This window comes from Providencia hangzhouensis (assembly GCF_029193595.2).
Taxonomy (GTDB): Bacteria; Pseudomonadota; Gammaproteobacteria; order Enterobacterales; family Enterobacteriaceae; genus Providencia; species Providencia hangzhouensis.
In genome coordinates this window covers 3,803,563-3,823,077 of the sequence record NZ_CP135052.1, presented here as the reverse complement: position 1 = coordinate 3,823,077, position 19,515 = coordinate 3,803,563, and the positions used below count along the sequence as shown (strand labels likewise).

21 protein-coding genes are annotated in these 19,515 nt (G+C 38.7%); 12 read left to right on the top strand and 9 right to left on the bottom strand.

The genetic code is table 11. From position 1 onward, the window contains the following. Positions 1-3: 3 nt before the first annotated feature. Together PZ638_RS17455 and aspA are read right to left on the bottom strand one after the other, a co-directional pair. Positions 4-1,326 (bottom strand): anaerobic C4-dicarboxylate transporter, encoded by a 1,323-nt coding sequence (locus tag PZ638_RS17455; protein ID WP_004258703.1) that lies wholly within the window; start codon positions 1,324-1,326, stop codon positions 4-6. A gap of 144 nt (positions 1,327-1,470) precedes the next feature. Beyond that, positions 1,471-2,895: an aspartate ammonia-lyase gene (gene aspA / locus PZ638_RS17450; RefSeq protein WP_004258700.1), complete on the bottom strand. Its 1,425-nt coding sequence runs from the start codon at positions 2,893-2,895 to the stop codon at positions 1,471-1,473. Between the two features lie 436 nt (positions 2,896-3,331). Here aspA and PZ638_RS17445 point away from each other — a divergent pair, with 436 nt between their 5' ends. The 4 genes from PZ638_RS17445 (at position 3,332) to PZ638_RS17430 (ending at position 6,764) form a co-directional block, all read left to right on the top strand. Beyond that, positions 3,332-3,847, top strand: a complete 516-nt coding sequence (locus tag PZ638_RS17445) for an FxsA family protein (RefSeq protein WP_036958041.1) — start codon at positions 3,332-3,334, stop codon at positions 3,845-3,847. A gap of 163 nt (positions 3,848-4,010) precedes the next feature. After that, positions 4,011-4,304 (top strand): co-chaperone GroES, encoded by a 294-nt coding sequence (locus tag PZ638_RS17440; RefSeq protein ID WP_004908085.1) that lies wholly within the window; start codon positions 4,011-4,013, stop codon positions 4,302-4,304. A gap of 51 nt (positions 4,305-4,355) precedes the next feature. Further along, positions 4,356-5,999 carry a chaperonin GroEL gene (groL, locus tag PZ638_RS17435; protein ID WP_004258673.1) on the top strand — a complete coding sequence of 548 codons (1,644 nt, stop codon included), beginning with the start codon at positions 4,356-4,358 and terminating at the stop codon, positions 5,997-5,999. 420 nt (positions 6,000-6,419) lie between these two features. Then, positions 6,420-6,764: a DUF4156 domain-containing protein gene (locus PZ638_RS17430; RefSeq protein ID WP_004908089.1), complete on the top strand. Its 345-nt coding sequence runs from the start codon at positions 6,420-6,422 to the stop codon at positions 6,762-6,764. A gap of 44 nt (positions 6,765-6,808) precedes the next feature. On the opposite strand, the gene epmB is transcribed toward PZ638_RS17430, so the two are convergent. Continuing rightward, the gene (epmB, locus tag PZ638_RS17425) at positions 6,809-7,837 is read right to left on the bottom strand and encodes an EF-P beta-lysylation protein EpmB (protein ID WP_094962347.1); all 1,029 of its coding nucleotides are present in this window, start codon (positions 7,835-7,837) and stop codon (positions 6,809-6,811) included. A 43-nt stretch (positions 7,838-7,880) separates the two neighbouring features. Between epmB and efp the strand changes: the two genes are divergently transcribed. Beyond that, positions 7,881-8,447, top strand: coding sequence for an elongation factor P (gene efp, locus PZ638_RS17420; RefSeq protein WP_004258667.1), 567 nt, complete (start codon positions 7,881-7,883; stop codon positions 8,445-8,447). A 79-nt stretch (positions 8,448-8,526) separates the two neighbouring features. On the opposite strand, the gene PZ638_RS17415 is transcribed toward efp, so the two are convergent. The 3 genes from PZ638_RS17415 to PZ638_RS17405 form a co-directional block, all read right to left on the bottom strand. After that, positions 8,527-8,724, bottom strand: coding sequence for a YbdD/YjiX family protein (locus tag PZ638_RS17415; protein WP_004258665.1), 198 nt, complete (start codon positions 8,722-8,724; stop codon positions 8,527-8,529). 249 nt (positions 8,725-8,973) lie between these two features. Then, entirely contained in the window at positions 8,974-11,067 is a 2,094-nt protein-coding gene (cstA, locus tag PZ638_RS17410) for a pyruvate/proton symporter CstA (protein ID WP_206277788.1), read from the bottom strand. 341 nt (positions 11,068-11,408) lie between these two features. Next, entirely contained in the window at positions 11,409-12,317 is a 909-nt protein-coding gene (locus PZ638_RS17405) for an EamA family transporter (RefSeq protein ID WP_136135362.1), read from the bottom strand. Positions 12,318-12,586: 269 nt separating this feature from the next. On the opposite strand from PZ638_RS17405, the gene sugE reads away from it, so the two are divergent. Beyond that, positions 12,587-12,901 carry a quaternary ammonium compound efflux SMR transporter SugE gene (gene sugE, locus PZ638_RS17400; RefSeq protein WP_004258648.1) on the top strand — a complete coding sequence of 105 codons (315 nt, stop codon included), beginning with the start codon at positions 12,587-12,589 and terminating at the stop codon, positions 12,899-12,901. A gap of 108 nt (positions 12,902-13,009) precedes the next feature. Here sugE and PZ638_RS17395 read toward each other — a convergent pair whose 3' ends face one another. Beyond that, entirely contained in the window at positions 13,010-13,219 is a 210-nt protein-coding gene (locus tag PZ638_RS17395; protein ID WP_144141535.1) for a helix-turn-helix domain-containing protein, read from the bottom strand. Between the two features lie 206 nt (positions 13,220-13,425). On the opposite strand from PZ638_RS17395, the gene PZ638_RS17390 reads away from it, so the two are divergent. The 6 genes from PZ638_RS17390 to PZ638_RS17365 all read left to right on the top strand — a co-directional run bounded on the left by PZ638_RS17390 (position 13,426) and on the right by PZ638_RS17365 (position 18,675). Beyond that, on the top strand, positions 13,426-14,187 hold the full coding sequence (locus tag PZ638_RS17390) for a hypothetical protein (protein WP_110591182.1): 762 nt from the start codon (positions 13,426-13,428) through the stop codon (positions 14,185-14,187). Positions 14,188-14,226: 39 nt separating this feature from the next. Beyond that, positions 14,227-15,420 (top strand): MFS transporter, encoded by a 1,194-nt coding sequence (locus tag PZ638_RS17385; protein ID WP_004258638.1) that lies wholly within the window; start codon positions 14,227-14,229, stop codon positions 15,418-15,420. Between the two features lie 15 nt (positions 15,421-15,435). After that, a complete protein-coding gene (locus PZ638_RS17380; protein WP_004258635.1) occupies positions 15,436-16,200 on the top strand; it encodes a helix-turn-helix transcriptional regulator in 765 nt (254 codons plus the stop codon). Positions 16,201-16,359: 159 nt separating this feature from the next. Beyond that, the gene (locus PZ638_RS17375) at positions 16,360-17,142 is read left to right on the top strand and encodes a helix-turn-helix transcriptional regulator (protein ID WP_144396009.1); all 783 of its coding nucleotides are present in this window, start codon (positions 16,360-16,362) and stop codon (positions 17,140-17,142) included. Positions 17,143-17,193: 51 nt separating this feature from the next. Beyond that, positions 17,194-18,378 carry an MFS transporter gene (locus PZ638_RS17370; RefSeq protein ID WP_094961466.1) on the top strand — a complete coding sequence of 395 codons (1,185 nt, stop codon included), beginning with the start codon at positions 17,194-17,196 and terminating at the stop codon, positions 18,376-18,378. 159 nt (positions 18,379-18,537) lie between these two features. Beyond that, the gene (locus PZ638_RS17365; RefSeq protein WP_141240673.1) at positions 18,538-18,675 is read left to right on the top strand and encodes a TetR family transcriptional regulator; all 138 of its coding nucleotides are present in this window, start codon (positions 18,538-18,540) and stop codon (positions 18,673-18,675) included. A 63-nt stretch (positions 18,676-18,738) separates the two neighbouring features. Here the strand turns inward: PZ638_RS17365 and frdD are convergent, their stop codons facing one another. Both frdD and frdC read right to left on the bottom strand, forming a co-directional pair. Beyond that, on the bottom strand, positions 18,739-19,092 hold the full coding sequence (gene frdD, locus PZ638_RS17360) for a fumarate reductase subunit FrdD (protein ID WP_004258620.1): 354 nt from the start codon (positions 19,090-19,092) through the stop codon (positions 18,739-18,741). A 15-nt stretch (positions 19,093-19,107) separates the two neighbouring features. Next, on the bottom strand, positions 19,108-19,503 hold the full coding sequence (frdC, locus tag PZ638_RS17355; RefSeq protein ID WP_004258617.1) for a fumarate reductase subunit FrdC: 396 nt from the start codon (positions 19,501-19,503) through the stop codon (positions 19,108-19,110). Positions 19,504-19,515 lie beyond the last annotated feature (12 nt).

Below are 19,515 nucleotides of genomic sequence, written 5' to 3'. Positions count from 1 at the left end.
AAACTATAGGATCATACCGCCGAATAAGAAGCCGAATGAAACAGCTAATGCGACAGCGATGGTACCTGGAATAAAGAATGGATGGTTAAAGACAAATCGGCCAATACGTGTTGTCCCTGTATCATCCATTTGTACTGCTGCAACCAGTGTTGGGTAAGTAGGCAGAATAAATAGACCAGAAACCGCAGAGAATGATGCGATAGCCGTTAATGGGCTTACATTCAGCGCTAATGCCATAGGCATCAATGCTTTTGCTGTTGCAGCTTGTGAGTATAGTAAAGCAGAACAGAAGAAGAAAATTACCGCTAACATCCAAGAGTGCTCATGGATTAAATCACCGGCAGTTTCTTTGATCCAGTCAATGTTATGCTGTACGAAAGTATCACCTAACCAAGCAACACCTAAAATACAAATACATGCGCTCATACCTGCTTTAAAGGTACTTGAGTTCAAGATTGCATCAGTATTAACACGACAGAAAATAGTGATTAATGTCGCTACAGTCAGCATGATAATCAAAATAGCATTTGTGGTGTTCATTAATGGGGTTTCGACAATCCCTAAGCTTGGGCTGTTAATGATGGCATAACAGACAACGCCAACAACCCCAAGTAAGAACAGCAGTACAGAAGACTTAGCACCGGCTTTGATTTCTTTTACTTGGCTACCACGCAGTTCAACTAAACCTTCAGCTAAACGTTTTTGGTAGATAGGGTCATCGGATAATTTAGAGTTAAAAGTCCAAGAGATGATGAACGACATCAAAATGATAGCAAGGAATGTCGCAGGTAATAGAACACTTAAGAGAGAGATGTAACTGACTGTGTTACCTGCACCAACCATTGCAGGGTTTTCCATGACGGATGCCATGTAAACCACTGCAGCAGAAATTGGTGATGCTGTAATACCTATCTGAGCAGCAACAACCGCAGTTGATAATGGACGGCACGGTTTTACGCCTTGCTCTTTTGCAACTTCTGCAATAACAGGCAGTGTTGCTAAAGAGATATTACCTGTCCCTGCGAAAAGTGTCAGGAAGTAGGTAACAATGGGTGCAAGAATGGTGATGTATTTAGGATTGCGGCGCAGTAATTTTTCGGTTTGGGCAACTAAATAGTCCAGACCCCCAGCAATTTGCATTGCAGAGATAGCGGCAATAACAGCCATGATGATTGAGATAACGTCAAATGGAATGGTTCCTGGTTTTACGCCAATAGCAGCGAGTACCAGTACCCCAAGGCCACCGGCGAAGCCGATACCTATCCCACCTAAACGGGCCCCCAAAAAGATGGCCAGCAGAACAATAATAAATTCTACGGCTAACATAGTGTTTACTCCTCGACAAAATGAAAATTAAAATTATGAAACTGTTATGTTAATTATTTGTGTGTGTATCAATCAAAAAAGGCACGCTTTCTATTGAGAGGCGTGCCTTTATTTTTAAGTGTTATTTATGATAAACATAAATTTTTAGTCATCAAAGCGTTTTGCTTTATAAGCTGGGTGTTTTAAGTTCTCAATAGAGAAAATATCATCCAGTTCAGCTTCAGTCAGTAAACCGCGTTCTAAAACAACTTCGCGGACGCTCTTACCGGTTTCAGCACAAATTTTACCCACGATGTCACCATTATGGTGGCCAATAAATGGGTTTAAGTAAGTGACGATACCGATGGAGTTAAATACAAATGCTTCACAGATTTCTTTGTTTACTGTAATGCCGCTAATGCATTTTTCTTGCAGATTACGACATGCGTTGCTCATTAAAGAGATGGATTCGAACATCGCTTGGCCAATCGCTGGTTCCATTACGTTTAATTGCAATTGACCCGCTTCAGCAGCCATTGTTACGCAGATATCGTTACCAATAACTTTGAAACAAGCTTGGTTAACAACTTCAGGAATTACAGGGTTAACTTTTGCTGGCATGATAGAAGAACCAGCTTGTAACTCAGGTAAATTGATTTCTTTCAGACCTGCACGAGGACCGGAAGATAACAGACGTAAGTCGTTACAAATTTTAGACAGTTTCATCGCCAGACGTTTTAAGCCCGCGTGAACTGTGATGTAAGCGCCGCAGTCAGAGGTTGCTTCGATTAAGTCTTCTGCAGGAACGCATGGTAAACCAGTCACTTCAGCTAATTTTTTAACGGCAAGCTCTGAGTAACCAGGTGCAGTATTCAAGCCTGTACCGATAGCAGTAGCGCCTAAGTTAACTTCGAGCAGTAATTCGATGCTGCGTTTTAAGTTTTTCTCTTCTTCTTTTAAGAGAGTAGCGAAAGCATGGAATTCTTGGCCGACGGTCATTGGAACAGCATCCTGCAACTGGGTACGGCCCATTTTCAGAATGTCTTTGTATTCTTCAGCTTTAGCTTCAAAGCCTTTTCTCAGGTATTCAACAGATTCAATTAACTTCAGTACTGAGTTATACACTGCGATACGGAACCCAGTAGGGTAAGCATCGTTAGTGGATTGACTTTTGTTCAGGTGATCATTTGGGTTGAGGAATTCATATTCCCCTTTTTTGTGACCCATCAGCTCTAAACCGATATTCGCCAGTACTTCATTGGTATTCATGTTCAGTGATGTGCCCGCACCACCTTGGAATACGTCAACAGGGAACTGATCCATGCATTTGCCTTCATTCAACACAACGTCACAGGCTTTGATAATAGTCTCTGCGATATTACGAGGAATAGTTTTCAGTTCTTTGTTGGCTAAAGCTGCCGCTTTTTTTACCATAACCATGCCGCGGATAAATTCTGGGACATCGTTAATAGTGCGGTCGCTGATATAAAAGTTTTCAATCGCACGCAGAGTATGAACACCATAATAGGCATCAGCTGGAACTTCTTTTTTACCTAACAGGTCTTCTTCGATACGAGTATTGTTTGACATGAGAACCTTCTTAATTAGATTACAGTTACTGTCCGTTTATGCGCTTTAAAAATCTATACTTCGTAAAACAAAATTCACAGGTGATTAATATTGCAAAGTAAAACTTTACAAGCAATTAACACCGTCTACTACGTTGTCAGCATTATGATCTACTGATTTATGGGTAGATGATATGCTTTTAATCATCTATTGCCTTGAACCTAGATCACTATATAGTTTGATTTATGCAACAGATTTCACGTTGTGTGACATTCATCACAGATAAGTATCATTAATGAAAAAAATCTGTGAGTTGAAAAGCGTTATCTCTGCCCCAATTATTATGGCTATACTAAAGAAAAAAGCGAATATTGATAGTTGTCTCTTAGATGCAGTTCACAAAGGTTTCCCTAGGGGCGTAAAATAATCGATAGCTTATTGAAATAAAGGAGAACTTGTGCGCTGGTTACCACTCATTCTGATATGTATTCTCGTTTACATTGAATCCGTGATTTTTGTGCGGGTTGCATCCGAAGTTGGTGTTTTAATGACGCTAATTTTGGTCGTTTTGACATCCTGTTTAGGTGTGTCACTCGTTAAAAATCAAGGTATGAAAAATGTACTACAAATCCAACAAAAGTTAGCATCGGGTGAAAGCCCAGCAGCTGAAATGATCAAGAGCGTTGCATTGGTTTTAGCGGGCTTTTTGTTGATTGTGCCGGGGTTCTTTACAGATTTTATTGGCTTACTATTGTTACTTCCGCCAATTCAAAAGCTTATTGTAATGCGCTTAATTCCTCATATTCGTTTCTACCAGCCGGGTTCAGGTTTTAACCAAACAGGAAATAGCGGCTTTCAACGTGGCGATACTTTTGAGGGGGAATTCCAACGTAAGCAAGATGATCCTTCTTTTACAATCGATAATTCAGATAAAACAGATTCATCGGATAAAGACGAACGCCCTAAACCATAAAACCACCCTATTTATGGGGAGATAAAAATGAAAAATTTTTTATCTCCCCCCTTGAAGTCCCTCTTCTTCGCCCCAATCTGCTCAAACATGGTACTAGTTTATTTAAGACATGCTGGTATCGTCCTTTTACCTAGTATGGACTTTATTTATAGGAGAACTATTAATGAAAATTCGTCCATTGCATGACCGTGTTATCGTTAAGCGTAAAGAAGTTGAATCAAAATCTGCCGGCGGGATCGTTCTAACGGGTACTGCTGCAAGCAAATCAACTCGTGGTGAAGTTCTTGCTGTTGGCAACGGCCGCATCCTCGAAAATGGTGAAATCAAAGCACTGGATGTGAAAGTTGGCGATATCGTAATTTTTAACGATGGTTATGGCGTGAAAGCTGAAAAAATCGACAATGAAGAAGTTCTGATTATGTCCGAAAGTGACATTCTGGCAATTGTTGAAGCGTAATTTTCACTTAAAACTTCTCAACGAACGAAAAGAATTTGAAGGAAAGAGATAATGGCAGCTAAAGACGTTAAATTTGGTAGTGATGCACGTACGAAAATGCTTCGTGGTGTGAATGTTCTGGCAGACGCAGTAAAAGTTACTTTAGGTCCTAAAGGCCGTAACGTAGTTTTAGATAAATCTTTTGGTTCACCAGTTATCACCAAAGATGGTGTTTCAGTTGCACGTGAAATCGAATTAGAAGACAAATTCGAAAACATGGGCGCTCAAATGGTGAAAGAAGTTGCTTCTAAAGCTAACGACGCTGCAGGTGACGGTACAACAACTGCAACTGTACTGGCTCAAGCTATCATTACTGAAGGCTTAAAAGCGGTTGCTGCGGGTATGAACCCAATGGACCTGAAACGCGGTATCGATAAAGCAGTTGTTGCTGCAGTTGAAGAACTGAAAGCCTTGTCTGTTCCTTGTTCAGACACTAAATCAATCGCACAGGTTGGTACTATTTCTGCAAACTCCGACGAAACCGTGGGTAAATTAATTGCAGAAGCTATGGATAAAGTCGGTAAAGAAGGCGTTATCACGGTTGAAGAAGGTACTGGTCTGGAAGACGAGCTGGATGTGGTTGAAGGTATGCAATTTGACCGCGGTTACTTGTCTCCTTACTTCATCAATAAACCAGAAACAGGTGCTGTTGAGTTAGAAAACCCATTCATCCTGTTAGTTGACAAAAAAGTCTCTAACATCCGTGAATTACTGCCAGTATTAGAAGGCGTTGCTAAAGCAAGCAAACCACTGTTAATCATCGCTGAAGATGTTGAAGGTGAAGCACTGGCAACTCTGGTTGTTAACACCATGCGTGGTATTGTTAAAGTTGCAGCGGTTAAAGCACCGGGCTTCGGTGACCGTCGTAAAGCCATGCTGCAAGATATCGCAATTCTGACTAACGGTACTGTTATCTCTGAAGAGATCGGTATGGAGTTAGAAAAAGCGACATTAGAAGATTTAGGTCAAGCAAAACGTATTGTTATTAACAAAGACACTACCACTATCATTGATGGTGTGGGTGAAGAATCTGCGATTGCGGGCCGTGTTGCACAAATTCGTCAACAAATCGAAGAATCTTCTTCTGACTACGACCGTGAAAAACTGCAAGAGCGCGTTGCTAAATTAGCAGGCGGTGTTGCTGTTATTAAAGTGGGCGCAGCAACTGAAGTTGAAATGAAAGAAAAACGTGCTCGTGTTGACGATGCTCTGCATGCAACTCGCGCAGCGGTTGAAGAAGGTGTTGTTGCTGGTGGTGGTACTGCACTGGTTCGCGTTGCAGCGAAACTGGAAGCACTGACTGGTGAAAACGAAGAACAAAACGTAGGTATTCGTGTTGCTCTGCGTGCGATGGAAGCGCCAATGCGTCAAATCGTTACTAACGCAGGTGAAGAAGCCTCTGTTGTTGTTAACAACGTGAAAGCAGCAAAAGGTAACGAAGGTTACAACGCGGCGACTGATACTTACGGCGACATGATCGACATGGGTATCTTAGACCCAACTAAAGTAACGCGTTCTGCTCTGCAATTCGCAGCGTCTATCGCAGGTCTGATGATCACCACTGAAGCGATGATCACTGAACTGCCAAAATCAGACGCACCTGACTTAGGTGCTGCTGGTATGGGCGGCATGGGTGGAATGGGCGGTATGATGTAAGCCAGCTGGCGACATCAAGCTTAAGTAGTCACTAACTCAGTTAGGGCTACCCACCACAAAACCGGTATCGTTAGTGTTCCTAGCGGTGCCGGTTTTTTTATTGGTTTTTAATAAATATATAACCATTAATTATTGATGAATGTAATACCTCGAAACGATGTACAATTAATGCGTTATACGATTTATTTTTGCGTCAATGTTGCTTCACAGGTTATATTTAACGTAAGGTAAATGGTTTGAATTAGTAAAGAATAGAGCAGGTTCTTGGTTAATTTGTGGTAAACTCTATTCGGCTGGTGATGTGCGGCAATTATGGCGCTGTATGTTAATCACCTCCTAGATATTTCAATTAATAGATTATTGAAACTAAAGCGATTTTCAAACCAGCTGCAAAAACACAATGAAAAAATGAGGGAAAACATGCGAATTAAAGTCTTGCTTGGTGCTGCTGCATTATTGCTTTTAGCAGGTTGTTCAACAACAACTAATTTGACTGCGGCAGGCTCACAAGTTCGTTTTGTTGAGAATCAACCAGGAAGTGATTGCCAACTTCTCGGTCAGGTTGCAGGGACTCAAAGCAACTGGTTGAGTGGTGTGAATAATGAATCTAGCTCAATGCGCAGCGCAGCAAATGATTTACGTAATAAAGCCGCGGCAATGGGCGGTAACGTGATTTTTGGTGCATCAAGTCCAAGTGAAACTGTGTTATCTAGCTTCATTCCATTAGATAGCAAAATGGTTGGCCAAGTTTATAAGTGCCCCTAAAATGAATTCATAGCGCCCAAATGATGATTTGGGCGTTTTGCTTTCTAGTTCTGCCTTAAATTAAGGTCAAGCAGTGTTTTACTTGGCTCTCCCCCAATTTCCCGAGCGAGCTTAGGTACAAGGTACCCTGAGACTTTACTCAATAATTGCTGTATTAATTGTCTAGCTTCAGTATCACTCACTAAAAAGTGAGCGGCACCTTGGACTTTATCTAATACATGTAAGTAATAAGGTAAAATACCCGCATCAAACAGAGCATTACTTAAATTCATCAGAGCTGTCACGTTGTCATTAACTTGGCGCAGTAATACGCTTTGGTTTAATAATGTCACACCTGATAACTTTAGTTTTTGCATAGCATTGGTGAATGACTCGTCGATTTCGTTAGCGTGGTTAACGTGTGTCACCATAATTACTTGTAACCTTGAGCTAGCAAGGCGTTTACAGAGAGTTTCAGTGATACGTTCAGGTATCACTACAGGCAAGCGAGTATGAATTCTAAGGCGTTTTATATGTGGGATCGCCTCTAATTGGCTGATAAGCCAATCGAGTTCATGGTCTTTTGCCATCAATGGATCACCACCTGAGAAGATGATTTCATTGAGTTCGGTGTGGTTTTTTATATAATCCACAGCCATCAACCAGTTATTTTTATTTCCTTTGTTGTCTTCATAAGGAAAATGCCGGCGAAAACAGTAGCGACAGTTGACTGCACAGCCACCTTTTACCAGCAGTAATGCGCGGTTGTGGTATTTATGCAGTAAACTTGGAATTTCATTATCCTGCTCTTCTAGTGGGTCAGTAGAAAAACCTGGATGTATATCAAACTCTGCTTTTGCGGTTAATACCTGCAATAACAGAGGATCTAGTGGATCGCCTTTCTTCATACGGGAAATAAAGGGCACTGGAACGCGTAAAGGAAATAGTTTACGTGCCTCACTGCCTTCTTTTGATAAAAGGTGATTTTCTAGGTTAAGTATTTGCAGCAATTCATCTGGATTAGTGATTGCTTCTGCAAGTTGTTGTATCCAGACTTCTCTGGATGAGGTATTTTGAGTTACAATATCGACCATTTTTTGGCTATGCCATTTTTAGTTTATAAATTAGAGGATCACCATGGCTACTTATAGTACCAATGAATTCCGCTCAGGTCTTAAAATCATGTTAGATGGCGAGCCTTGTGTCGTTTTAGAAAGTGAATTCGTCAAACCGGGTAAAGGTCAAGCGTTCGCACGTGTGCGTATCCGTAAACTGATTTCTAACAAACTGTTGGAAAAAACATTTAAGTCTACTGACTCTGTTGAAGGTGCAGATGTCATGGATATGAACTTAACTTACCTGTACAACGACGGTGAGTTCTGGCATTTCATGAACAACGAAACTTTCGAACAGTTAGCAGCGGACGAAAAAACCGTTGGCGATAACGCAAAATGGTTAGTTGACCAAGCAGAATGTATTTTAACACTGTGGGACGGCCGTCCTATCGCGGTTACTCCACCTAACTTTGTTGAGTTAGAAATTACTGATACTGACCCTGGCCTGAAAGGTGATACCGCAGGTACAGGTGGTAAACCTGCAACACTGAGCACTGGCGCAGTGGTTAAGGTTCCTCTGTTTGTTCAGATCGGTGAAGTGATCCGTGTTGATACTCGTTCTGGCGAGTATGTTTCACGCGTAAAATAACGGTTGATCCTATACTGAATCGTTAAAAATAAAAAGCCGTGGTCGAATGCCACGGCTTTTTTTGTCTATTTTTTAAGGCCTAACAGCACTTAAACCCACCTTTACCACCGTAACGTGCATCTTGGCGCTCTTTAAAAAACTCTTCATAGGTCATGGGAGTTTGGTCAGGGTGCGTTTTTTGCATATGAGCGACGTAGTTGTCGTAATCGGGGACGCCGACCATCATTTTTGCCGCTTGGCCTAGGTAGCGGGCTGCTTTTCCCAGTTCTCCAAACATTTTTTCTCCTTCATACCTCGCGCTACAGCGTTGTTGACTGCTCTCGGCCACCCAAGTCACATACTGTTATGTATGCTCCTAGTTTCTCCTTCATACTTCACGTTGTTGCTGCGTTGGCTTCATTCGCTAACCCTAGTCACATACTAGAGTATGCTCCTAGGGATTATCTTCTTTGCCGCTTTGCTCCAACGTGAATTATTTTGGAGAAAGAGTATATGTCCTAAACAGTGACAAGCTTTTCCGCGAAAATCAATGATGGCGTGTATTTGCCACGATTTCTTCATAGTTGGCTGGCATGGCTTCGTATGGTACTTCATTCGCTGTTGGTTGGTCGGATTTTAATGCCTTCAACGCAGTGCGGATGGAGAATAGAGCCAGTAATACCACAACAATCATAAAGAAAATAGTTAATCCTGCATCTAAGCGGTTATTGAAAATTAACTGAGTTAATTGAGATTCCGTATATTGAACTGGAATATTACCGCTATCAATCATTGCTTGGAATTTATTTGCGACAGCTAAGAAACCAACACGGGCATCTTCACTGAAAGTTTTCTCCCAGCCTGCAGTCATCGTACAGATTAACAACCATGCAGTTGGGACTAAAGCGACCCATGCATATCTTTGGCGCTTCATTTTAAACAGTACCACAGCACACAGCATTAATGCCATACCCGCTAACATTTGGTTCGCGATACCAAACAATGGCCATAAGGTGTTAATACCGCCAAGTGGGTCGACAACACCTTGGTGAAGAAAATAACCCCAAGCCAGCACACATAGCGCGGTTGCTATCAAGTTTGCGGGTAACGAATCGGTACGTTTCAAGGATGGAGAAACCACACCCAGTAAATCTTGCAGCATAAAGCGTGCCGCTCGAGTTCCTGCATCCACCGCGGTTAAAATGAACAACGCTTCAAATAGGATGGCAAAGTGATACCAGAAGGCGACATTCATTAGACCGCCAAGGGCACCGTGGAGAATATACGCCATCCCAACAGCCAGTGTTGGAGCACCTCCGGCACGTGAAATAATACTGGTTTCACCCACATCATTAGCAATGCTGTTAAGCTGTTCAGGGGTGATCTGGAAGCCCCAGCTACTGACGACTTGGGCAGCAGAAACGACTACATCTTGTGTACCTGCGGGAGCTAACATTGCCATGGGGCTATTCATGGCGAAATAAACACCTGGGTCAATCACACAAGCGGCGACTAACGCCATGATAGCTACAAAAGATTCCATCAACATGCCACCATAGCCGATAAAGCAAGCTTGGTTTTCATTCGCCAACATTTTGGGTGTGGTGCCCGATGATATCAGTGCGTGGAAGCCAGAAACGGCACCGCAAGCAATGGTAATAAATAAGAATGGAAACAAGTCACCTGCCCAAACCGGGCCTGTACCATCAATATATTTGGTCAGCGATGGCATTTGTAGATTTGGATTGAGGATTAAAATACCAATTGCCAAACCAATAATAGTACCGATTTTTAAGAAGGTTGATAGGTAGTCTCGTGGGGCAAGTAGCAGCCAAACAGGAAGTACAGCGGCAACAAAGCCATATCCCACTAACATCCAAGTGAGTTGAACACCAGTATAGTCAAAATAAGGTGCCCAAGTTTCGCTTTCAGCGACCCAACCCCCAGAGATAATTGCAAATACGAGGAAAACTAACCCTATAATAGAGACTTCACCAATGCGTCCTGGCCGTATATAACGGGTATAAATACCCATAAAAATCGCCAATGGAATAGTAAAGGCAACGGTGTAAGTTCCCCATGGGCTATGAGTGAGGGCTTTTACGACAATCATAGCGAGTACGGCTAAGATAATCACCATAATCATAAAACAAGCAATTAAAGCCAGAACCCCTGCCGTATTACCCATTTCTTCTTTAACTAATTCACCCAGTGAACGGCCGTCTCGACGTGTTGAAACAAACAACACCATAAAGTCTTGTACGGCCCCTGCTAGCACAACCCCGGCAAGTAGCCAAAGCATGCCTGGTAAATACCCCATCTGTGCCGCAAGTACAGGGCCGACAAGTGGGCCAGCACCTGCGATAGCGGCAAAGTGGTGGCCAAATAATACTTTTTTATCTGTCGGTACGTAGTCTAAGCCATCGTTATGACGAATTGCTGGTGTCATACGAGTTGCATCAACTTGGAGTACTTTTTTAGCAATAAAAAGCCCATAATATCGGTATGCAATCAGATAAATACACACGGCTGCAACAACGATCCACAGGGCATTAATCTGTTCACCTCGATTTAAGGCGATGTAACCCAGTGAAAAAGCACCAAGTAATGCGAGCACAATCCATATTAATTGTTTACCCATAGCCATCCCCATCTGTTCAGTTGATTACTTTTTGTTATTTGTTTAAGTAAAACTGAGAAAGGTATAACCATACTTAAGTCAAAGAAAAAGTAGCTAAACCGATACACCCAATTGAAATTTGAGATAAATTTCATAATTGTAGCCAGTATCACTAATTTAGGATTATTTATTGGATTTTATTTGGTTTTGAACTAGTGGTTGTCTATTGATTTGGTTTTTTATCTTGATTTATTATTTATTTTGAAATTAATGACTGTTGATGTGTTTTTGCCGATGAGGGGATGGGTAAAGGTAGGGCAAATAATCGGAAGTTAAAAAACCTCCGATTATTAATTGGTTAACTAGGTATGTCTTAATTTTTGAATTATTTTTTTGCCAAAAAGTGTAGTAATTAGGCCAAACATGATTAAAACAAGGCCAGCAACTTGTACGCCATTAATGTGCTCATCAAGAAATAATGCACTACTGCTTAAACCGAAGACGGGAACTAACAATGAAAAAGGAGCAACACGCCACGCTTCATAGCGACCAAGTAAGACACCCCAGATCCCATAGCCAACAAATGTTGATAAATAAGCTAAATAGATAATGACACCAAAGACCGACCAATTAAAACCAGATAGCCCTTCAATAATTGCTTCTTCGCCTTCTAAAATCCATGAACTAATTAAAAAAGGGATAATTGGGATCAGAGCACTCCAACTGACTAAAGATAGGGCACTACATTTCTCTGCGCCTTCCTGTTTCATAATAATTCTATTGGTGATATTACCACAAGCCCATGATAATCCTGCAATTAAAGTAAATGCTAATCCGAGCAATGGGATATCATCTAGCCCACCGGCAGTGGCGCCATTGGCTAACACCGTCAGCCCTGCAATCGCGATAAACATACCAATAAAGTGGGTTGGCTGTAATGATTCCTTTAAAATCATTGCGCCAAGTAATAGGGTAAAGAAAGCTTGGGATTGCAATATGACAGAGGTTATACCCGCAGGCATTCCAACTCGAATAGCACAAAATAAGAAGGCGAATTGACCAAAGCTAATCGTTAGCCCATAGAGAAGCAATAATTTGAATGGAATTTTAGGGCGTTTAAAAATAAAAATAGCGGGAAAGGCCACAAACATGAAGCGTAAGGCACCTAATAATAACGGCGGAAGTGCAGTTACCCCGAGCTTAATGATAACGAAGTTAACCCCCCAAATAATCACTACACAAAGGGCGAGTAAGATGTCTCTGAGACTCATGCTGTTTTCTCGATGAACTTGCCAGATAAGACACCTACTTTACCTGTGTATAATTTTGAGTGCGATGGTTATGATGCTTAATCATAAAAAACAGTATAAAAAGGTTAAATATTATTACTGATTTGCGCTTATTTGTTATTTTTCGTTGCTTGAGTCTTGTTACATGAATGTTTATAATGGATTTTCACTTCATACGTATTCAGGACGACCTGAATTAACGTCATTTAAATATGGGGACGACCCCGAGTATTTAACGGGAGCAACCAGCTATGGCTTGGATCGTCCTTTTATTTGCGGGTTTATTAGAAGTTGTATGGGCTGTCGGTTTGAAATATACCCATGGTTTTACACGTTTAACACCGAGTATCATTACCATTATTGCGATTATTGCGAGTATGGGTCTGTTAGCTTACGCAATGCGTGACTTACCTGTCGGCACGGCTTATGCAATTTGGACCGGTATTGGTGCAGTAGGTACGGCAATTGTTGGGATTATTTTTCTTGGGGAATCAGCGAATATGTTTCGCTTATTAAGCCTTGCCTTGATTATTACAGGGCTAATTGGTTTAAAAGTATCAAGTTAGCTTTCAAATTAAGCATTTTTTAATTAAAAATGAATAATAAGCGGGTGACAGAGAAAGTTACCCGCTTTTTTTGATATTTTTGGGGACATAGAGAAAACAATTCTTATGTTATTTTTCGTTATAACGCGATGGCCAAATTTCAGATGGTGCAACACCCAAAAACTCGGCAATAATACGCTCTCCTTTTGGCCAGCGTCTTGATAGGGCGTTATTTAATGTTGATGAGTTTAACCCTGCTGAACGTGATATTTCTGAAAGAGAAGAACCTTTTTTCTTTATTGCTGCAATAATATCAGCCGAGTGCCAGTCTTGTTTCATATGATCTCCAATAGTTAATATATAAATATAATTTAAATTATTTTAATGAACTGTAATTCAATTGAGATATAAAGATAAAAAAATAATTCTTAATTTTGAATACCTTTAAATTTTGGCCTTTGAATATTTATTTTTATGTGTTAAAGATATAGATTCAACGTTTTTATTATCTTTATTTTTATTTAAATAACTAAAAGGTGATTTTTATGGATATAGAAAGCAATAGGATGGAAAAAATAAGTGCTAGTGTGAAATTAGACCTATGTAATTATTTTAATTGGAATGATATTGATGTTAATTATAATATTATTGATATTGACGAAAAAAAGATATATGCATTGTCAAGCGACTATGAATGGCAATTAATTTATTGGCATCATGATATGGATTTATCATTAAAAGAACGGTTATTTGCGGGTGTTCAATATTGGAGTAATTATTCGGAAGCATACCAGAAAATTTTAACCAAATTAGATAAAGGAAATAAAAAAATTGATTTTTGTAATAGATACAATAATTTATTTGAGATATTTTCACTCAATGCGAATCATAAAGTCCCATATGATCATTTACTTTCATTGTATCGATGGCGTTCAATAGTTTCTGAATATGCATATGAAAAATGGTCTGAAAATAAAACGGTTGCATTACCGTTACGCCAAAAAATTGAATTAGACGAAACCGCACCTATTATTTGCAGGGGTAATGAAATCTCTAATTATATACGTTTTGGGCAGTTGTCATTTTCAAATAAAGAAGTATTAACCATCCGTTTGTTGCTTTCCCACCGAAATATAAATGAAATTAGCCGTATTCAAGGCTGTTCGGAGGAGGACGAATATATAAGGGTTAACAATATCAAGAAAAAATTAAACTGTGAAATGGTATCTCAAAAGGAATGTTTTTCGGTAATGAAAGATCACGGGATTACATTAGCAAGCTTAGAAAAATTAATGCCTATTAATTAATTTAACTATTTGTTTCATATAGGGATATGGGATCATTTTATGAAATGGAAATTACGTTTTGGCGCTGTAGCAGGGCATACCTTAGAATTTTATGATGTTGCAATTTTTGCAGCGATTTCATCATATTTAAGTGCAGAATTAACTCGGCTAGGTTATCAGCAAGCAACGGAACTTGTGTGGGGGATTTTTGCTTTACGCTTTCTTATACGGCCACTAGGTGGGTATGTGATTGGCCGTTATGCAGATAAAGTTGGTAAAAAACCAGCAATGATTTTGGTAAGTATTCTCACCGGTAGTGCAACATTATGTATGGCATTTCTGCCAATTGAACTCTTAGGGGTATATACGCCTTTAGCCATATTATTTCTTCAAATGTTGCTATCTTTTAGTTTTGCGGGTGAAAGCCCATCACTGTCTACCTATTTATATAAAGACTCTAAGCCCCAAGAACGAGGTAGAATTTCGGCGTTGTTAACTGGAAGTGCGGTTGTTGGTGTTATTGGCTCGTTAGGAATCGTGTTAATTCTCGAAAATATATTAGACCCTGAAACCATGCAAAGGGTGGGGTGGAGGATACCACTACTATTAGGTCTAGGTAATATACTGATCTGTTTTTGGTTTCGCTATCGCTTACCAGACCAACCCATTGAGTATGATGGGTGCCAAAAAATAGATTGGCTTAAGGCATTTAATATTTTACTGGTTGTTATTCCTGGTTCGGTTATTTTTTATACCTTAAATTTTTCATCTTCGTTTTTACTTAAGGAGTTAGAGCTAGAAGAATTTAAAAGTATATATTCAATGATATCATCAACTTTATTATTGATTTTAATGGCAATAGTTGGCTGGTTAACAGATAAATACAGTTACTCTGAACGGGTGTTTAACTTAGGGGTAAAGTTAGCTGCCATACTATCAATTCCTATTTATTACCTAATGTCGACTAAGGTTTTATCATTAGTACTTATCTCCCAATCGTCAATTATTATTATTTCAGCAATGGTTTTATGTAATTGGAATTATGCCATGGCAAAACCAGCCAATGGACAAGTTACGACTTTAAGTATGGGATACAATCTTGCATCGACGATTATAGGCGGGTTAACGCCTTTAATTATCAACTATTTAGTCATCATTGATGTTTCCTTGGTTGGTGTTTTTGTTTCATTGAGTTCGTTAACTCTATTTGTTTCATTGTTATTGAGTAAAAAACAAAGGTTATTAACTATTTAAATGTAAGGGTGACATATGAATATAGAAAATAAACACCTAGAACTTTCTTGTTCTGGTTTTGGTGATAAGTTTTTAAAGTATTTCGATTGGAATGATATAGATGTTACTTATAGTAGAGTAGATTTGATTAATCATTCTGTAAGGACTATTTCTAGTAATTATAATTGGGTTCTTATGGTTTGGGATGATGATTTAGATAAGAAAGTAAAGGAGCGATTAATCCCTGGTATTCAATATTGGAATAATTACTCTGCCGAATTTCAAAAAACATTATCTAAAACAGATAAGAAAGAAATGAAAGTGGATTTTTGTACTCAATATGGCGGTGTATATGAAATTACATCAATAAATTCAAGAAAGAAATTCTCATCTAATGAGTTATTAGAGCTCTATAAATTAAGGGCTGTTATTTCTGATTACTCCCAGCATGTCTGGAAAGATAATGAAAATATTATTTTACCACTTAGGGCGGACATAAGCTTATCTCAACAAATTGAAGATAATAACCGAGATATTTTAGATTTTCATCATTATATGCGTTTTGGTAACATTCGTTTTACCCGTAAAGAAATGATAACTATTCGTTTATTATTATCACATTGCCGAGTAAAGGAAATTAGTTATATTCAAGGTTGTTCGGAAGCGACAGAAAATAAACGTATTCTACGCATTAAAGAAAAACTAGGTTGCTCTTATACTTCACCTAGTGGTTTATTTCAGGCTTTAAAAGAAAATGGCATTACTCTTGCGTGTTTGGAATCTTTGGTGAGTTATCCTTAAATTACAATATACATGTTAAAATGCTGGATTATTAACGTGATTTAGAGTGGAAATGTGGTGGCTTTAATTAATAAGTCTCTAAATACTAGTGGAAATGTTGTTTTTTTTGAAAGTATTAAATTTAATCATTGTAAACATAACATAAATTAAGGATAGTGTATGGATATAGAAAACAATTTATTAGAAAAATCTTGTTATAATTTAAAAAGTATTTTTTCGAATTATTTTGATTGGAATGATGTAGATTTATCCATAACTAGGGTTGATCTTAGTAATAAGCAAGTAAGTATTATGTCAAACAATTATGAATGGCTACTTATTTATTGGGGGGCTGATTTAGATTTACGTTTAAGTGAAAGGTTATCTCCAGGAATTCAATATTGGAGCAATTACTCAGAAATCTTTATAAACACATTGGCAAAAACAAAGAAAAGAGAATTGAAAGTTGATTTTTGTGCTAAGTATGGAAATGTATATGAAATCACATCCATTAATTCTAGAAAGAAAATTTCACTAAATGATATGATATTACTTTATAAATGTAGGCCAACGATTATAGATTTTGCATATGAATCATGGAAAAAAGATAAAGATAATTATACTATTTTACCATTGCGTGAGGAAATTAAATTCCCAGTGAATATAGTTAATAAACGTAGTGAACAAGAATTTGAACCTTTAGATATTCACCCTTATATGCGCTTTGGTAATATACGTTTTACTCGTAAAGAAATAATAACTATCCGATTATTATTATCACATTGCCGTGTAAAGGAGATTAGTTATATGCAAGGTTGTTCAGAAGCGACAGAGAATAAGCGTATTCAACGTATTAAAGAAAAATTAGGTTGCTCTTACACTTCACCTAGTGGTTTATTTCAGGCATTAAAAGAAAATGGTATTACCCTTGCTTGTTTGGAGTCTCTGGTGAGTTATCCTTAATGGTCAGAATATTTTACGACAAGGAAATTCATTAATAGAAAAGGGATAAAAATGAAATGGAAATTCAGGTTTGGTGCGGTTGTTGGTAATGCTTTGGAATACTATGATATTGCAGTTTTTGCGGCAATATCTACTTATTTAAGTATGGAGTTAACTAAACTGGGTTATGCCCAAGCGACAGAAATGGTATGGGGTATCTTTGCGTTGCGTTTTTTAATCCGCCCATTAGGCGGATATGTTATTGGTTGGTATGCAGATACGGTAGGAAAAAAATCCGCTTTAGTATTAACAAGCCTGATAACGGGTACGGCAACATTAATGATGGCACTGTTACCTATTGAGTTTTTAGGAAACTATACGCCATTTGTGATATTAATTTTGCAATTAGCACTTTCTTTTAGTTTTGCTGGGGAATTTCCTTCTTTAATCACTTATTTATTTAAGGATTTAGATGGGAATATTCAATCTAGAGTTTCATCAATTATTGTTGGTAGTTCTTTATGTGGAGTAATCGCATCATTAGCTGTCGTTTTCATGTTAAAGAACACATTTTCTGAAGAAGCGATGCAGTCAATTGGCTGGAGGCTCCCACTATTAATTGGTTTAATTAATATTTTAATTAGTTTTTGGTTTAGAGCAAAATTACCGGATTATAAAAGTGAATTAGATGAAAAACCAATATTCAGTTGGCTCCATGTATTTTGGGTTTTCTTATTTACCATTCCTGGTACTGTCACTTTCTACTCTCAAAATTTATCAACTTCATTAATTATTGAAAAATTAATGATAGACGAGATAAAGAGTTTTTATGAAATATTTTCGTCCGGTCTATTGTTAATTTTTATGCTGATATGTGGTTGGTTAACCGATAAATATAGCTCAGTTAAATCTGTTTTTAATATGGGAGTCATTGGGATGGTATTGCTTTCAGTACCACTCTATTTTTCATTGCAGCTAGATAATTTACTTCTCGTCTTTTTCGCTCAAGTCGTTATGTCCGTATATTCAGCGATGATATTGTGTAATTTATCGGCCGTACTGATGGATAAATCTAATGGGCAGGCAACAATACTAGGCGTAGGGTACAATGGCGCCTCTGCCTCTATCGGGGGGATAACGCCTTTAGTCGTCGGTTATTTAGGTCACTTTAACTTAGGTTATGTTGGGCTATTTGTTGCGGTTTGTGGGCTTTCCTACTTTATATCTACTTGGTTGCCAAAACCAAATCCTGTTTAGTGTTAGTTATGATTTGATCCCCCTTAAGGGGGGTTAAATATCAATACATTAAAGCTAATGGGCCAATTACTCCAGGGGCATTGGCTAAACTGACTAAAATTCCTTGTAATTTACCTTGGTTAGCTTGATTAACTTGAGCAGCAAGAGCATTTAGCGGCAATGGGTGAGAGAGATGTTGAACAAGACGAGGCGATGTCATTGTTATTAAAGGAAGCTGTTCAAATCATGGATAATGATGATGGAACAGAAGCATTTTTGTTTGGTTTAGAATCACTTATTCGAGGCTTTAAGCCCTAAAAAAGAAAAGGTATGACAATGTGCTGTCATACCTTTTATTAAAATAATGTGTGATTGAATTATTTACAGAGTAAATACACCAATAATTGCAATAACGCTAATGATTGCTGAGCCGCCGTAGAAAACCCATTTTGTCGCAGGGACATGGATTTTAAAGTCGTGCAGCGTATGGTGAATACGGTGCATACCACACCATACTGGTAAAATAATCATCAGTAATAAGAATACGCGGCCGATAAAGCTTTGGCTAAATGCCATAATACGCTCATAGCTAAGCATTTCTGGTGCAACACCGAGAGGAATTAAAATCCCTAACAGAATAATAATTGCAGGGCCAATTACGGCGCTCCACATACCACCGGCACCAAATAATCCCCAGAAAATCGGCTCATCGGAACGTTTAGGCGTTAGATTCATCAGATTCTCCTTAGATTAAAATAACAATGCGATAGCTAAGATTGCTGCCGTAACAACAATCGTGAGAGCCCAGAAGCCTTTAACGATAGGCTCATCAGACATTTTCTTATCTTTCACAATAATACTGACGGCTTTTGGTGCAAGATTGAACCACGTGGTGGTGTGCAATAATGTTGCTGCCAAAGTAATAATGTTAATGATAAGAATGATTGGGTTACTTAAGAACCCAACAAAGCCAGCCCATGATTCAGGGCCACTCTTGAGTGCAAATACTCCATATAGGACTAAGATACTAAACCAGACTTGAAGGACTGAAGTACTTTCACGCATGATATAAAAGCGGTAAAAACCTAGCTTTTGCCACCAATCGCCCTTCATTTCCCTTACATAGGGTTTACGTTTTGTTGTCATGACTTCAATTCT